Source organism: Lysinibacillus agricola, from assembly GCF_016638705.1.
GTDB classification, from domain to species: Bacteria; Bacillota; Bacilli; order Bacillales_A; family Planococcaceae; genus Lysinibacillus; species Lysinibacillus agricola.
Genome location: NZ_CP067341.1, coordinates 3,366,981 through 3,383,684, shown reverse-complemented (window position 1 = coordinate 3,383,684; position 16,704 = coordinate 3,366,981). Strand labels below are relative to the sequence as shown.

Annotated in this window: 8 protein-coding genes; all 8 read right to left on the bottom strand. The window is 32.8% G+C overall.

Going from position 1 to position 16,704, the window contains the following annotated elements; all coding sequences use genetic code 11:
• Nucleotides 1-5: 5 nt before the first annotated feature.
• Nucleotides 6-3,848 carry a phage tail spike protein gene (locus FJQ98_RS16820; protein WP_053595633.1) on the bottom strand — a complete coding sequence of 1,281 codons (3,843 nt, stop codon included), beginning with the start codon at nucleotides 3,846-3,848 and terminating at the stop codon, nucleotides 6-8.
• A gap of 17 nt (nucleotides 3,849-3,865) precedes the next feature.
• Nucleotides 3,866-4,504, bottom strand: a complete 639-nt coding sequence (locus tag FJQ98_RS16815) for a phage tail domain-containing protein (RefSeq protein WP_053595634.1) — start codon at nucleotides 4,502-4,504, stop codon at nucleotides 3,866-3,868.
• 11 nt (nucleotides 4,505-4,515) lie between these two features.
• Nucleotides 4,516-5,172: a hypothetical protein gene (locus FJQ98_RS16810; protein ID WP_053595635.1), complete on the bottom strand. Its 657-nt coding sequence runs from the start codon at nucleotides 5,170-5,172 to the stop codon at nucleotides 4,516-4,518.
• A 2-nt stretch (nucleotides 5,173-5,174) separates the two neighbouring features.
• Nucleotides 5,175-5,771: a phage tail family protein gene (locus FJQ98_RS16805; protein ID WP_053595636.1), complete on the bottom strand. Its 597-nt coding sequence runs from the start codon at nucleotides 5,769-5,771 to the stop codon at nucleotides 5,175-5,177.
• Nucleotides 5,771-12,256: a phage tail tip lysozyme gene (locus FJQ98_RS16800; RefSeq protein WP_053595637.1), complete on the bottom strand. Its 6,486-nt coding sequence runs from the start codon at nucleotides 12,254-12,256 to the stop codon at nucleotides 5,771-5,773. The genes FJQ98_RS16805 and FJQ98_RS16800 overlap by 1 nt, the downstream gene beginning before the upstream one ends.
• A 331-nt stretch (nucleotides 12,257-12,587) precedes the next feature.
• Nucleotides 12,588-12,818 carry a phage tail tape measure protein gene (locus tag FJQ98_RS16795; protein ID WP_143114891.1) on the bottom strand — a complete coding sequence of 77 codons (231 nt, stop codon included), beginning with the start codon at nucleotides 12,816-12,818 and terminating at the stop codon, nucleotides 12,588-12,590.
• Between the two features lie 550 nt (nucleotides 12,819-13,368).
• A complete protein-coding gene (locus FJQ98_RS16790; RefSeq protein ID WP_241774596.1) occupies nucleotides 13,369-13,791 on the bottom strand; it encodes a PBECR3 domain-containing polyvalent protein in 423 nt (140 codons plus the stop codon).
• Nucleotides 13,792-14,216: 425 nt separating this feature from the next.
• Nucleotides 14,217-16,628 carry a phage tail tape measure protein gene (locus FJQ98_RS16785; RefSeq protein ID WP_053595640.1) on the bottom strand — a complete coding sequence of 804 codons (2,412 nt, stop codon included), beginning with the start codon at nucleotides 16,626-16,628 and terminating at the stop codon, nucleotides 14,217-14,219.
• Nucleotides 16,629-16,704: the final 76 nt, after the last annotated feature.

The following is a 16,704-nucleotide window of genomic DNA, read 5'->3' as shown; positions in this document are numbered from 1 at the left end:
CCTCCTTAGTTAATGTCGATACGATTACCATTTATTTTTATACCATTAGTAGTCATAGATATTACATTGCTGCCAAAGGATAGTTCTAATTTAGAGTTATTCATTGTAATACTTCCACTACCGCCTTTGAGGGAAATAGTTCTAGGTGAATTAAGTTCTATAGATTTTTCTCTATCAGTTGTTAAGTTAACGGAATGTTTTTCACCATATTCGTCTACATACTCAGTAAAGAATCCATTTGGAGTTTTATATTGTTTAGCTTTATTATAATCAGTGTTAGCTCCCGAACCTGTACCCCAAATAGCAACAGGGTAGGCTTCCACACCAGAACCTTCAAAGTACATTTCGTATTTCGCTTGTTCTGATGAAGGATTTTTTAAATCAAATCTTGTCATAAATCTTAAGAATTTTTGTTTTATATGAACATAGTTGTAAGGATCATCCTTATCGTATGTTCTTAATCTCGTAACAGTTAAATCAGAAATAAAGCTATCGTCCTTATCCAAAGACTCTAAAATAGATTCATCCAACTCACCGTTCATAATAAACAGTTTTCGTGCATACAAGTTTCCATCTTTATTTATCCAAAATCTAGGCTCTTTTTTTACGTCAATAGCTATGCCTTCGTTAGCATTTAGGCGAATTTGTTCACCGTTATTTCCATTGATAGTAATGCCTTTCTCATGGTCAAAGATAATCTTTTCACCTAGTTTACCATCAACAATTTTTAAATTATGAGTAGTAATGTCTTTAGCATATAATCTACCATCAATACCAACCCAAAACTTTTTATCATTATTCACATGGATAGATATTCCGACATTACCGTTTAATCTAGTTACTGATTCTTTGACTCCATCTCCATCAGGATCACCAAAAATAGTAATACCATCTTTCCAGTCAAGTATAATTGAGTCACCCAAATCACCATCAACAATACGAAGATTTTTTGTTACCAATCCTTCCGCATAAAGTGTGCCATCTTCCCATTTAGAGTCACCTAAAGTTGCAAATAGTTTACTAGTCCATTTCCCATTTTCCCATTTTTGAAGAGCTAAACCATTCGTTGCATTAAGGTACGCTCGATATTTACCATCACTTCGAACAGCAATAAAACCAAAATCATTCATAATAAGATTATTGTTGTACGATCCCATTTGAATACCAGAGTAGAATAGGGAGTCTTCAATTGCTTGACGTAGACGAGTAGCTTCATCATAGTAATCTTTAAATTTCTGCACAAAAAAACCACGATCGTCAATTGAACTCGTGGATTCAGTAAGTGGGTCAGACATATCTATATTTAAGCTTTCTGATTCTAAATAACCGTTATTTATGACTTTTATATAGTTTGAAATATAAGTCATTAACTCTAAGTAAGCATTTTTTAAAGCACTTGTTGAATATTTGTCAGTGGTAGAGTAAACGGTAGGGAAGGTTTGTGTTTTTGTATCAAATTCTGAATCTACATCAGTAACATTGTCTCTATCGCTTCTTATGTATTTCTGTGCTTGCTGAAGAAGTAATTTGTAATCGGAATGGATTTTATACAGCTCTTTAATCAACTCTAATTTTTCAAGTGTCGTCAATTTACCATCAGCAACAATTTTATCAAATAAGCCAATATTAAAGTAATCATTCTCTGCGTCTAAGATGACTTCATCTAAATTATTTACAATTTTAATATTCTCAGCCACCATGTTTCGAGAATATAACGTACCATCTGTATTAGCCCACAATACCTTTTTCCAGTCATCGCCATCTTTTTTGCTAACTGAAAAACCTTCACATGTTGTCAGTGCAACTCTGGTGATATGATTCTGAGATACGAGTCCAAAACATTCGTTTTCTTGTGGAATTAAGTTTCCGTTTTCGTCTTTTTTGTTCTCTGAAACTAATCCTAAATGCATCACTTCATCACCATAACGATTATAAATTGTAGTCCTTGATCCTTGTGTTAGCCATATCCCTGATTCATCTTCGATAATTAAGTTGACTCCAGAAATTATTTTTCCGAAAATGCGCTCGCCAAATACGCCGTGTTTTGAAATTGCGTGCTTCCAAGACTGTCCATCATCATTAGTTATGGCTAAAAATCCGTTTTGAATAACAAGCCAACTTAAAGGATCTTCCAAGTCTCTCACAATAATCCCACGTTCACTTATTTCGATCTTCTGATTGTAACCTGCCATTACAGCATTTTTTAAAGCATCCCATTCATTATTGATGATGTCATTGATAGCACCGTTATTCTCTTCAGATAAATTCCATTTCCACTTATCCATCTGGACTATTGTGGAGGTATTACCTGCTTTATTTAATTGTTCTAACCAATTGTTACCTTCATCAAATTCATTTTCAATAACGACTGAGATACTTTCATTTTCAAAATCATGAGTAATCTCAGTAATCTTTGCTTTAACATTTACTTGCAATCTATCATATCTAACTCTTATGATATCTCCTAAGCCTAATTTATCCCAATCATTTTGACATTCAACTATAGATAGAAAATCAATTAAATTCATATCTAATTTTATTTTTGGTTCTAGATATTTTCTAAATACTTCATATCCTTCTTCAATCAAGTCTTCATCATCTACAATAGAGTCATTTGTATATTCCTTTTCAATTTCAAAATCTGATAACTCTTCTAATTGTTCAACAGTAAAATTATTCTCCCTAGCTAAATGATCCCTCAAATCGTTTAATTCATCTTCATAATTAGCAAGTTGGTATCTTAATTCTCTAATGAATGCTTCTTGAGTTGATATTTCTGCTCTTTTTTCTTCTAATCTTTGGATAATATCCCGATGGTTATGGGAGGATGATTGAAAGTTAGCATTGGATAAATCTAATTCGTCCTCGATAATTATTCTTTGAGTATTCAAGGCGCTTAGTTTTTGTTCTTCTGTTTGAACTATAGATTTTTGCGTAGTGACCATTGTAGTTAAGTTGGTAAACTTCTCAGATAAAGATTCCACTAATACTTTATAATCTTCTAAAGCAATGCATAAACTGTCACTTAAATGTATCGAATGACTAATAACAACTTCATCTTCACGTTTGAAGGGGTGGAGGTAATATCTATAATCTTCTAGATACGATTGTCCAGTTGGATTTAATCTATGTATTGATAAACCATCTTGACCATAAACTTTTAAACGTGTAATAGTATCAATTGTATTTGTAGCTAAATTAAATGACTCTAAATATTTGCCATCTCTTATGTAAAAACCTTTATCCTTACCGATGTTATCAGGTTTATAAAAGTTTATTTTATACTCAACTGAATCCCATACAATTAATGCATTCCAAACATTAGCTAGATCATAAATAATTTCTAAAACATTATTTGAGGCAACTTCATAACTTCGGTAAATTTCTTCGAAGTAACTGTCTACATATCCTAATTTCCATTTTGTGTTTACTGACGACAGAATTTCATTTGTTACTTGAGATAAAGTTTTACTGACAACTTCAAATTGTCTTATATTCTTATCGCTTAACTGAACACCAAGGGATAGAGAAGTGAACTCAATATACTCATCTTCGCTATATGATTTATTAGATTCATTAATTAGAAAATATTCTGTGACATTGCCGAATTTCAACTTAAAAAGATATCTGTTTTTTATTTTATCAATATTTTTGTTATCAACAGGAATTCCATCTTCAATTAGTACAGTAGGTATCTTAAATGATAATTCATTTAAAACTGGTACTTTAGTGCTGTAATTGATATCATAAGCTTCACTAATTCTAGCTATTGTTTTCTTGTCAGGTCTACAAAGGAAAATCCTAGCATTATCTGGTTTTAAATTGTAATCTATTTCGCCTAGTTTCAAGTAATCATCACCTCATCTCATTCTTGAATAAAGACGTATCGATGTCTAATATCCATGTCAAAATCTCCTTTACCTTTTAAGAAATTATCACCAATTACTAATCTCAAATACTCATCATTATGGTCATCGAATCTATATACTCCTAGACTTTTCCTATCAGAAACTATATCTTCTTTTTGACAATCTATGAAAACTTCTTCATTATCTATGAGATTTTCAATAATCATTTTTTGATTTGTATTCATATTAGTAACCTCAACAGTACCATTTCCATTCTTCTTCCTAATCCACAGCTTAGGCTTTATTTCAAAATCACCTAAATTTTCTAACGACTCATAAGGGTCAAATGAGATAGAGAAAGATTGGACATAGGGTTTTTCATTATTTTTTTTTGCATTCATAACAATTCTGTATCTGAAAATTAATCCATCTAATGAAAGTCCATTCAATAAGTCATTATCGTTAAAGTTTATTGGCTTCCAAGAAGTCCAATTTTCATAATCGTAGGAAACTGAATAGTGAAATTGGACTTCTTGATTATGTATATTTATAATATTCGAAAGTATTGTAGTTAAATACTTAGAAGAAACATTGGATATCTCATAGCTTTTAGAAATATAAGAACCTGTTGAATTTATTAAAGAACTCCATTTCATTCTAAAAACTCCTATTCTATTTTTCCAAATGGTCTAAATTCGCAATTAGTTCCGACCCTTTTCCAAATAATATTTTTAGCCTTTCGCCATACAACTGAACCATCTACAAATGCAGTATCGTTTTTGATAGACGCCCATTCAGGTTCAGTAGGGGAGGAATAGCCTGCTGTTTCGCATATGTAATAGTGTGTCTTGTTACCATTTGTAGGGAATACTAAATTTCCTACTTCATAGTTGAATTCATTGCGCCAAGTTGAACCAGTTACTTCATAAAACTCTTGATCTAATACAGTAAGGAAGGTAGGAGGAGTGGTTGAACTTTTACCATCTACAACACATTCATATAATCCACCATTATCTACAGGAGGTTTTACTAAATTGCCTATACTGTAATTTTTATTAGGCAGCCAATTTTTAGCTTGAATCCCTTCTCTAGTTACAACCCATCCGACAAATGAGGTGATTACTGGAGTTTTATTCCATAGTATATGACCAACTTTGTAAAGTTTATTGTCACTCAAATCTTCTATAGAGTTGGTGGAATTCTTCATGTATTGTTCTATTTTTTTAAAATTGTCTCCATAACTCACAATTGTCTGTTTTATATCATCGTCACTAAAAGATGACTCAGTTGTAATATTTAAATCAAGTTGATCTGTAGTTTCCATATTTATAATTCACCCCATCTCTTTACGTTGGGATATAACGCTCCCCAAGAGTTGTCTACTTTATCAATAGTTAATCCATTAGATGTGATTTTTGTATTGATAAAACTTCCTTGTTCGAATGTACTCACATCATCAACAATTTGATAACCTACATTAGAATCTCTAAATTCTAAGTTATTAAATACATGTTCATGTGAATAGGTATAAGGTGAGTCACATCTAATGTTAAATTCAACATGACCTTGTTTTAAACCGTTATGTAGCAATTTAGAATCGCCTTCAACAAGAGCGTTGAACACTCTGTTTGGATTACTTTCCAAAACTAAAGGTTTGTAATATGGCTGAAATAACCAACGTGTAATTTTCCTTATATCCTTATCTTCAACCCAACTTTCTAAATAAAAAGACAAACTAAAAGAGAGTGGTTCATGTTCCACTCTCTGAAAGTAAGGTTTCTCGTTATTAGCTACTTTTTTTTCAATTATTTTACGTGTAGGGAGAAAGATCTCTTCATATAATCCACCTTTAGACCAAGCAATTTTAACACCCATATCTTTCGATGAGATGTTGTCGTACATAAAATGAATAGACTCCAACATTACTTTCTCACTCCTTTTCTACGTAATAAATCATCGTCAATCATTTTATTGAATCGACTTAAGTCATTTTTGTCACCATTCATTTTATCAATATTGAAGTTTATTTTGATGTCACCATATGTATCTCCACTAACAACAGGAGATGTTTTTTGTGCAGGTGCGAATTTTGATAGGAAAGGGGATAGGTTGCTCATGACCTTATCCATTACATTAATTGAATCAAAGAATCCTTTGGTATCAACTTTATTCAACATAATTTCATTTGGATGAGCTATGATGGCTTTACCACCTTTACCATCGATACCTGTTCCATTCCAATTCATAAATCCACCAGTATCAAGCGAAGCTATCTTTCTTTGCATTAGCTCTCTAGTTTTAGCATTATCAATCATACCTAAATTGGAGTCAAAGAATGACTTCATTTGATTGACTTGTCCAGAAGTGTATGTACTCTTTATAGCATCGAATGTCACATTTTCTGAAATCTTTGAACCACCGTTTCGACCTTGTTTGGCAACGCCGTCAGCTTTTGCTTTTAATGCTGTTTTAGTATTAGCGCTCAACGATGTATCAGGTACTAATTTTTCATAAATAAATTTACCTAGCATAACTTGCATATCTGCTTTAGATAAACTTCCATCATTCGTAGATTCATGTTTATTGCCAGAAATACTACTTATAAACTGCTCAATAAAACTATCATAATTACCGCCTAACATTCCTTTACTACTATCAAAGTATTCATATAAAGCGTCCATATCGGCTTGAGTAAGACCTTTAATGGAATCATTAAAATTAACGTCATCTTTAGTGAATTGAGTGCTGCCATTTTTTCGACCTTGCTCAGCCAATTTTTCTGCCATTTGACGAATATTATCTTTTTCACTGCCAGATGTGTTAGGAGCAACGTTGTCAAATAAGAATTTACCTAATAATACTTGTAAATCACCCTGAGATAGATTGCCATTAGATGTTTGAACTTGATTACCGTCATAAGGATTGAAGTTGAATGAACCATTATCAGATGCTTTTTGACTATCATTAAATTCATCAATTAATTTAAGTGCTTCGTTTAAATTATCAATTACATTTTGTCTAATAGAAGTTCCGACAGCTACCATAGTACCGTCTAGAGAATCTTCTAAAAGTGGCATAGTATTAATCATTTTTTGAACATATTCTTGAAATTCAGCATCAATTTTCTCAAAATGACCAGAAAGAATTGCCTCTCTCATTTCGGCAAATTTTCGTTCATCATTAAGTAAATCTTTGTAATGCTTCTCCCAATATTCTTTTTCACGATTAATCTTATTGATTACATTTTCGTGCTCTTTATCTTGAAGTTCAATTTTTTCATTTACTTCTTCTTCTTTAGCTTCTAAGGCATCGTTTAAAGATTCTTTACGTAATTCGACTTCACGACTATGACGTTTTTCTTCAATTTGCTTGTCAATTTCATCTAATTGTTCTTTTAACTTTTTACGTTTAGCTTTACCTTCATGTGAATTATCTAAAGCTAATTCGTCAAATTGGCTTTGAACATTATTACGCTCTTTTTCTAAGTCTGAAATTTCCATGTCATAACTTCGTTGAGCTTCTTGACGATCAATAAGTCTTAGCTTATCTTCAACGTTCTTTCTAAACAAATCCATTTCATCATTAAGATTTTTCATGATTTGCTCGTGCTTTTCATTTTCATGCTTAATTTCATCATCAAGAGTCTTTATATGCTCATCTCTACGCTCTTGAATGTATTCTTTATATGCATTGATAGCTTTATCTGCAACACTTTCAAGTTGCGATTTATTAGCTTCCTCAACTTGTTTTGTATACTCTTTGATGGATAGGGTAGCATTTACATAAGCTAGATGTTCCTCTGCCATTAGCTTGTTAATTTCCTTAATACGTTCAGCCTTAACATCACGCTGCTGTAATTCTGCAACTAAAGCGTCTCTAGTTGCTAAATGCTGTTTAGCCATTTTTTCATATTCTGCAAGAATAACTTTCGTATATTTGACGTAATCAGCAGAGCCTTCATCAAACATTTTACGAATTGCTTCAGCTTGATTAATTGCAGATTCCATTATGCCAATTTTTTCATCAGATTGAGTTTTAATATTAATTAAAATATCATAATCTCCATCTTGAATTTCAATCTGTAATTCTTTAATACTTAGTGTCAATTCTTCTATACGGTTTTTAGCATACTCTAAAGCGTCACCTTGCAACTCATTTTTGTTTATTAGAGCAGTTAATTGAGTTAATTCGTAGCGATTAGAGTTTTGTTTTTCTCTCATCGCATTGTTTATACTTGCAAGAGTTTTCACATATCTAGCGGAAGAAGTATCCAATTCTTCAAGTTTAGCTTTTTCATAGCTAATAGTCTTATCTTGTATTTGACGTAACTCATCATACTTTGCGATGTATGATTCAACTTTACTATTTTGAATCTTCTCATTTACATCTTTTATGCTTTCAGCAACATCCCACCAAGCCAATGATAATTCACTTAGTTGAGTAGTCAATTCACCTTTTAAAGCAGGGGACAAATCTTTACGTTTAAGTTGATTACGAATAAAGTTAGCTTCGTTATGCAGTAAAGTTTGCTTATACTTTAGATGCTTAGTTTCTTTTTCTAACTCATCCCGATACGCCTTTGAATGCTCCGATTGTTGAGATGCGAGAATATTAGACATCTGAATAGAACGGTCTACGCCATCAATAAGATGATCGTAATATGCGAGATTAGATTTAACTAATTCTTCATTCAAATTATCAATGATAGATTGAGTATTGAGAGCGTCTCCCTGTAGTGACAGTAAATCTGATTTAGCTTGGTCAATAGCCTGCTGAGAAGTATCAATACCAATTCCTGCACCGCCATTAGTGCCTGCAAATTGATTATAATATTGGTTAGCATAGTCTTGACGTTTACCAACAGCAGAACCACCAGAACGTTCAAATAATCTCTCAAATTCAGATGCATGTTGGGAAGATGATAAATCATTTCTTTGTAAAGATGCTAAAGACTTTTTCTCAGTAGATTGCAACTCTTTCCAAGCATAGTCCAATTGAACTTGCATATCAGTCCAAGATTTACCTACTGATTTAGCGTAATCTTGTAGTCCTGTTTTACGCCCACCTAGCCATTGGAAAATACCTGACGCTCCTGAAGACTTATTGACAGCACTTGAATTAAAGCCTGATTCCTGTTGAATATTACCCATAAGTCCTGCGATAGCTTTATCATTTAAACCTTTATTTTTGAAATAATTCCAAACTACAGCTTGTTGACTAGAAGCAGAGGAGGTTACCGTACCATTACCAGAACGAATAGAATTTAAAGTAGCAGTAGGATTAATTGTTTGACCTTTAGAATTATTTTGTTCGTAGTGTAAGTGGGGTCCTGTAGAATGACCAGAGCTACCAGACTTACCGATTTGAGTTCCTGCTTCTACTTGATCGCCAACTTTTACTAGAGTGCTATCTAAGTGTGCTAGTAAATGTCTAATTCCATTTTTATCTTCAATAACTACTAAGTTGCCGTAAGTCCAGTCCATCTTCTTGCCATTTGTTTCTGATGTTGCTGAACCTGCTTTGATGACTGTACCAGACGCAGGAGCATCTACACGAGTACCTTTAGGCATAGCAATATCTACGCCACGATGATTATCTGAACGTTCTCCATAACCAGAAGTAATTTTACCACTATATCCATTAATCTTACCGTTCGAAGTAGATGGACTTGAAACGCTACCAGTTTGCTGAATCTTACCTGAAGCAATTTGAGATTGTATAGCTTTAGCTTGCTTTTGTTGTAATGCTAGCTTTTCCTTCTCAAGCTTAATTTGAGATTCTAGTGATTTCTTATATTCTTTAGACCATTCGGGATACTTAGATTGTAACTTTTGCTGCTTTTCAATTGCTAAATTAAGTTCTTCTAATTTTTGCTTATACTTATCAGTAATCCAAATGGATTTTTCTTTTTCAGCATTGTTCTCTTTTGTAGCTTTAGTATTACTGCTAGTAGACTTAGAAGAGTTTTCAATGGCAGTAGAGAAACTATCAATTTTACCGATGTTAGTATTTAATGAATTTTGCAGAGCATCTAATTCAGATGTATAATTACTTGTTTTAAATTGAGCTTGACCAAGTAATGTACCTGCTCGAGCAGCCTTCATACCGTAAGTATAACTGTTTGGGTCTCCACCTTTCATGCTTTCCATAGCTTTATTGTACGTATCCTGTAAAGCTTTTTGTAAAACATTTAAGGCTGCGATTTCTTTTTTTATATCTTCTATTACACGCATAGTTTTTCTAGTACTAGATAACATTGCGTCTTGGTCTGCACTCAGTTTACCGTCGCGAGAAAGCTTATTTGCTTTAAGAAGAACCTCATTAGCTTTAGTTTCTTGTTCAATAGCTTTACGTTTCGCATCCGATAGGGCAATAGCTTTACCATCTTTACCAAGTAAATCAGGGTATATCCCTGACAGTTCCTTCATTATAGCTACACGATCATCTAAGACTTTTTTAACTGAGCGTTCTTCTGCAGTTAAATTTTCTTTAACATAGATATCTTGAAGTTGTTGTTCTGTATAGCCTGCTAATTGATTGGATAGTGTGTCGTACTGCCATATTAAGTCGTTTAATGCATCAACTCCTGATTGAGATACTCCTGCCATTTGTTCAGTTACATCTTTGAATTCGCTCATTTTTGAGGCTAGTTCTGATACTGCGTTACCTGATTGTTCTGCGCCTTCACCGAACTCAACTGCGTTAGCTGCAGCTTGTTCAAAACTTATTCCACTTTCTTTTGCAGCTTTCGCTATTTTCTCATGCTGTACAACTGCATTTTCATATGTCTTGTTAAGCAAATCCATTACAGCTTTTCTGTCTTCTTCGTCTTTAATAACATCTTTTAAAAGCTTTGGAAGACCATCCAACATAGCTTTAACATTTGTTGATGTTTTTCCAAAATCTTCTTCTGTAGCATTAGCCATATCACTGAATGATTTAGAAATATTAGCAGTTATCTCATTTGCTTTACTAGATAACTCGTCATTACCGTTATAGGAGAATAGTGTTTCTAAACCATTTTTTAGATCATTAATGTTACTAGAATCAGACATTGAAAGTAGTTGTGATGAGAAAACTTGAGCCATTTCTTTTGTAGAGTCTTGCAATGATGAATTTGTACTAATCATGGCATTTAATGATGCTATATATTGCGTTTTTAGGTTAGCAGTTGACTTATTCATCTCAAGTTCATGTGGTAATACAGCTTTATATGTCTCTTCTAGCATGAATAATAATTTACTGTAGTACTCTACTAAACCATCGTTGCCTGAATTTTTAGCTTCGAGGTGCTTAGTTTTAACTTCATCTAATTTTTTAGCAACTTCGTCAGCAGTTTTATATAATGGTTCGCCTTCATCATTAACAAGTCTAATTACAACGTCTTTTGGTACATCGAGTTTTTTAGCCCACTTTAAAGAGTTATCATCATAATTTGCTAATACCTGTAAACGTCCTTGCATTTTGTCTTTAGCTGAGTTCATATCTGAATTATAAGTATCGATATCTTCATTTCTCTTCTTATTTGCTTCAGCATCAGCTATTTGTTTATCTATCTCTAATTGTTGTTTGAGTAAGTCAATCTTAACTTTAAGTGCGTCACTTGTACCTATTAATTTATTACCGTAGGAATCTTCACCAGTAACCAAAGAAGGGAGCTTTGTGCCAATTTCATTTTGGATATCCCGATATTCATTAATAGTTTTAGAGTCGACATTAGATAATGCCATTTTTTTCTCTAGTTCTTCATATTTCTTTGATAACTCATCAATATCTGTAGCATTTTGACTATACGAATTAAGCATTTCTTTATTAGCAGATTCTAACTCTTCAGCTTTTTGACGAGCTTCGCCCATCTTACTCATTAGTTTTTCAATAACAAAGCCAATGGCAACTAAAGGCAATCCTACGCCTAAAGAAGATATGAACCCTTTAAACGCTATACCTAAACCTTTCCATGCCACTTCTAATCCTCTAGATGTCGCTGTCAAAAGATTAGTTGCAGTGGTAGTAGCTGTTGCAGCACCTCTAAATCCAAGCAATGAAATAATAGAGCTGCCAACGTTAGCGCTTAATGTTCTAAAGTTATTAGATAAAGCGAATGTTGCCATACCTGCAGTGCCTAAAACGATAGGGAGTAACCCAACTCCATTTACAAGACTAGTTATAGTACCTAATCCACCTGAAGCTAATTGAAGAAATGTCACCATGCCATCTGTGAGAAAGGCGTCTCCTATTGATACTGCTAACTTTTCAAATTCAACTCGTGTCAATGCAATTCGTGCTTCGAGTGAACGCATGTAAATTTCATTTTCTCGCATTGCACTTCCGGAACTATTCTTAGATGTTTCGTACATGTCTCTGTACATTGATTTTGCAGAACCTAAATCATCTAATAATGCTTGCATACGAGATATGTGATATTTCTTTTGTAATATAGTAATTACATACCCTCAGTTTCCTGATATTTAGTAGGGAATAGACTATATCTTCATTATTATAAATAATGTGTGGCGCTATTGAGTTTCATGATCATATCAAAAGAGACTTAGACCGTATACTCTAGTCGTTGCACCTTCAAGAGAGTTTCCTCACAAGCTTGGCACAGGATTGTCATATCTTAAATGAGACTTAGATGTTCCCTGTTAGCACATTTATTAATTGTCATTTCCTACAATTCCTTAACGTTAAATGTACACCTTTATAAATAAAGTTCACCACATTTAAAGCGAGCCAATATCAACCCGCTAAGCCTTCCATGACACTGATTCTTTCGACGTCATTCAGCTCTTTCACTTTGTTTGCAACATCAGTATATACATCTATAATGTCGCGCATATTTCCAGATTTGTCAGTAAGAGAGACATCTACCATTTTTAATGCATCTTGAGCCGGATCACTTACTAAACGAGGTAATACGTTTTTAACAAAGTTTCCAACTTCATCCAAATATACCCTAGCTTTCGCTATATTTTAACACTTCACAAAGAAGTGGGAGTAGACTATACCATTAACTCATAATAAAAATCACCTTTAATCACATTCCACTGTTTAATAAGGTGATAAATAAAATATTTTTATGTATTTTTATTTGTTGATATCTTTTTATTTTCTTCACGTAAGAAAACATAATGCTTTTTAAAGCTTGTGAATAAAATGAGGTAGGGGACTTATATCTAGTGCAATTTATTTCAATTCACACATTTCATGTAGAAAGGACATATATATAATGTGTGATCCTTCTTTAAATCATACTTGAACTTCTAGCCACTTAACACTCTTACAGGTTGCTTGAAGTGGAGGTCTTTCTGTTAGAAACTGATAAAAACACCCTCCAAATTAATGTAGGGTGTTTAACGAAAGATAAGTTATTTAGCAGGTGGCAATCTGCATCTCTTGTAAGACCAATAATTTATATTGGTGTGGCGGCTGCCTGTTCCGCCCTTAAATAACTTACCACTTATATCTTATGTTCAATATAACATATCTATGCTTACATGTAAATAACTTTAGTTAATATTTATTCCACTTTTTTAACCCTACCAGATGAAATATAGTTATTAAGTTTAGAATCTTTAATTGGATAAGATGTTCTAAATACTAAATTTCCTTTGGTGTTAATCCTAACTGCAATCATCAAATTTTTATCAATCTTTTTTATAAACTCAATACTCTTTCCACTTGGATGTACACCTACATATTCTGGATTTCGAATGACATCTGGTATTGCTTTAACATGTTCTATGTATTGTTTTTCATTATCAAATTCATTTTTATGCTTATCGATATACGCAAATCTATCTCTCCATATTATAATATCTTTTTGATTTATAGTAATTCCTAGTAAGTCAATTATCTCGTCAGTAATTCTTCCGATAGTATAAACTTCTTTATCTAAATTATCTAAATCAAATAAATCTAACCGATTATCATCTGACATCATAACTCCCCCAATCCACTTAATTATAAGTAAATTGGAAATAATTATCTCTAATAAGCTTTTGATATCAGTATTAAATTTTGATTATTTAAACTAGTAGGGAAGTGGAGTTAGGATGTCTTACTTATCAAAAATACTCATAACTTCCTTCTATATCTATATAGTTAAATATATAATATACGAAATAACTTTATTTAATGTACAATTGCCGATATTATATATTTTATTTAATAAATGGTGGAATGTGATTAATTTTAATTATGAGTTACCCCTTGATAGTCGTTGAGAGCTTACCATATGTATATTACACTTAGGTCTATCTCTGCTGATTTTCACCATGTCCTTTATATTTTCAGATATTAATATCGTTTCCAATAAAAATTACTAATAAAGGCTGTGAGACGAGTTTCCAGCATATTCAGGGTTTGCTATGCACATCGCTGTGCAAAGGGGCGATGAAGTTTACCCGATTGTTTGGTAGACGCTGTAACTGTACCGACAATTGCATTAAGCTGATCAAATTCTAATCCCATTGCACGAGCAGTTGCCCCTGCACGAGATTGACCTTTTGCTAATTTTTCTGTTGTTGTTGCAAAGTTATTGGATATATTATTCCAACTATCAATTATTCCCATAGCTTCTGACGCATCTTTTTTCCACTGCACCAAAGAAGCCGTCATGTATTCCGACGCTGCCTGAGCCGTTATCTCACCTACGTTTGATGCAACTAAACCTGCATCTGCTAACGTTCCTAACTCGTCGCCTTTATAACCTTGACGTGAAAATTCGATATATGCATCAAGCGCCTTGCTTATACTTTGACCATAAGCCTCTGCTGATTGAGTGGCTCTATCAAAAACTGCGCCAATATCTGTTCCATCATCTACTACTTTTTGAATAGAGACTAATTTTGAGTCGATATCAACTAGTATGGAGGCGAATTCCTTGGCAGTACGGACAGTGCCATAAAATATTGTACTGGCGCTCATCCAGATAGGAAACTTCTGCATGGCTACGCCAAATGCCTCCATTACTCCAGTAGAGCCTTTAGCAGCTTGAGTGGATTCGGCATGGAATTGTTTAACTTTCTCTTTTAAAGCATCAATTTCTTTTTGACTATTCTTCAGAGAAGTAGGATTAATAATATTTAACTTACTAAGTTTCTCTATCTCTTTTCTTAATTCCTCAGCTTTGGACTTGTCCATTGTACGAGGGAATAACTTTTCAGTTCTTGTTAATTCTGAATTAAGTCTAGAAAGGGAGTTTTGCTGTTTTTCAAATGTATCTAAATTCTTTTCACTATTTTTTAACTTATCAAATTTAGTACTCATTTGAGTCAACAAATTATTAACATGAGCTAGGTTGCCAGTTTCAATTCTTGATAGGGAATCAGCAAATTTGCTTATTTCTTTATTAGTGAGCAATCCTGATTCTTTCATTTTTTGAAGTAAATCATTAATCTCACGAGTCTTAGTTTCAAATTGTTTTAAACTGTTACTATCTTGTCCTAGTTGACGGATATTTTTAGAGGTATCAGAAATTAATTTGTTCAAAGTTTTAATGTCTTCAGGAGTATTGATCTTCATATTATTAATCGAATCAATATCAGATTTAATCTTTGTAAATAAAGTATTGCTTGAAGGCACATTAAAACCATTTGTTACATTTTTTAATTTACTATTTAATCGCTCTACTTCATTACCAATATTTTTAAATGCATTAGAAGTTTGAGCATCAATTTGTGTATTCTTAGCAAATTTATTTATTTCTTTATTTAAATTACCTAACTCAGTTACTGTAGTAGCTAATTTTGCATCTTGAGTAAACTTAGCTAAATCAGAAGAGGTAATTTTTCCTTGACGCTGTAATAGTTCTAAATTATCCGTAACAGATTTATATTTTTCTTGTAATTTAATATATGTATTTATTTCTTTTTCTACAGAAGAGAAATCCCTATTAGCCGACTTCATTCCTGTAATTGAATCGAAATTTGAACCTGCTACTTTATCCAATCTACTCAAAAACTTATCTACAACAACAGGATTGAATGCATTATTCTTATCTTTAGTAAACTGATTTAACTTTTGAGATAATTCGATAGCTTGCTGATTAATATTTGCCATTGAATTCTGCATTTTATTTTCATGAGTAGTTTCTTTATTAATACTTCTCATGGACTCTAATACTTTATTTAATTCGGTATTATTGATAGAAGAACTAATACTATTCCTGAATTGCTCATATTTCTCTTTTGATAACTCACCTTGACGAGCAAATTTGTTTAACTCTTCAATACCTTTGGTTACATTAACTTTTAAGTCTTTTGAGCTAATATTATGTACAGTTTGATTGATTTGTTTTAGTCCAACCAATGTGCCAGAGGGGTCAAGGATAGGTTTTAGTTGAGTTTCCTGAATTTGGTTTAATCCAGTTTTCACTCTGGTAACAACAGCATCTATCTTTTCTATTCCTTGTGAGTCTACGACAGTCTTAATCTTGTATTCGCCATTTTGCTGCTTAACATGATTCTTCAACTGATCGAGAGATTTCATTGACTCAACGACATCTTGTTTAATACCTTGAGCTAGGGTAGGGGAGTGAGACTTCTTTGAACCTACATTGCTTAATTCTTGATTTAATTGAGTGACTTGCTTCTGTAATGATTCAATTTCTTTACGCATATTCTCAAAGGTGTTACCGTTACCTTTGATTGCATTTAATTCAACATCTAATTTTAAGTCTTTTTTTAACTTGTCTAGATAACTTTGAATATTATTTTTTGACGATGAGTCGTTTACGCCCAAGGCAATCAACAATTCAATTGGATTTTTTGTAGCCATTTTCATCCTCCTTTATTAATTTGCAAAATAAAAAGAAGAAGGCAAGTGAAATATAATCACTCAACTTCTTCTTTTT

Bases quoted from the DNA above. Each gene is read 5' to 3' on its own strand.
- FJQ98_RS16815 (WP_053595634.1), bottom strand. From the start codon at position 4,504: ATGAAATGGAGTTCTTTAATAAATTCAACAGGTTCTTATATTTCTAAA.
- FJQ98_RS16810 (WP_053595635.1), bottom strand. From the start codon at position 5,172: ATGGAAACTACAGATCAACTTGATTTAAATATTACAACTGAGTCATCT.
- FJQ98_RS16805 (WP_053595636.1), bottom strand. From the start codon at position 5,771: ATGTTGGAGTCTATTCATTTTATGTACGACAACATCTCATCGAAAGAT.
- FJQ98_RS16800 (WP_053595637.1), bottom strand. From the start codon at position 12,256: ATGCAAGCATTATTAGATGATTTAGGTTCTGCAAAATCAATGTACAGA.
- FJQ98_RS16790 (WP_241774596.1), bottom strand. From the start codon at position 13,791: ATGATGTCAGATGATAATCGGTTAGATTTATTTGATTTAGATAATTTA.
- FJQ98_RS16785 (WP_053595640.1), bottom strand. From the start codon at position 16,628: ATGGCTACAAAAAATCCAATTGAATTGTTGATTGCCTTGGGCGTAAAC.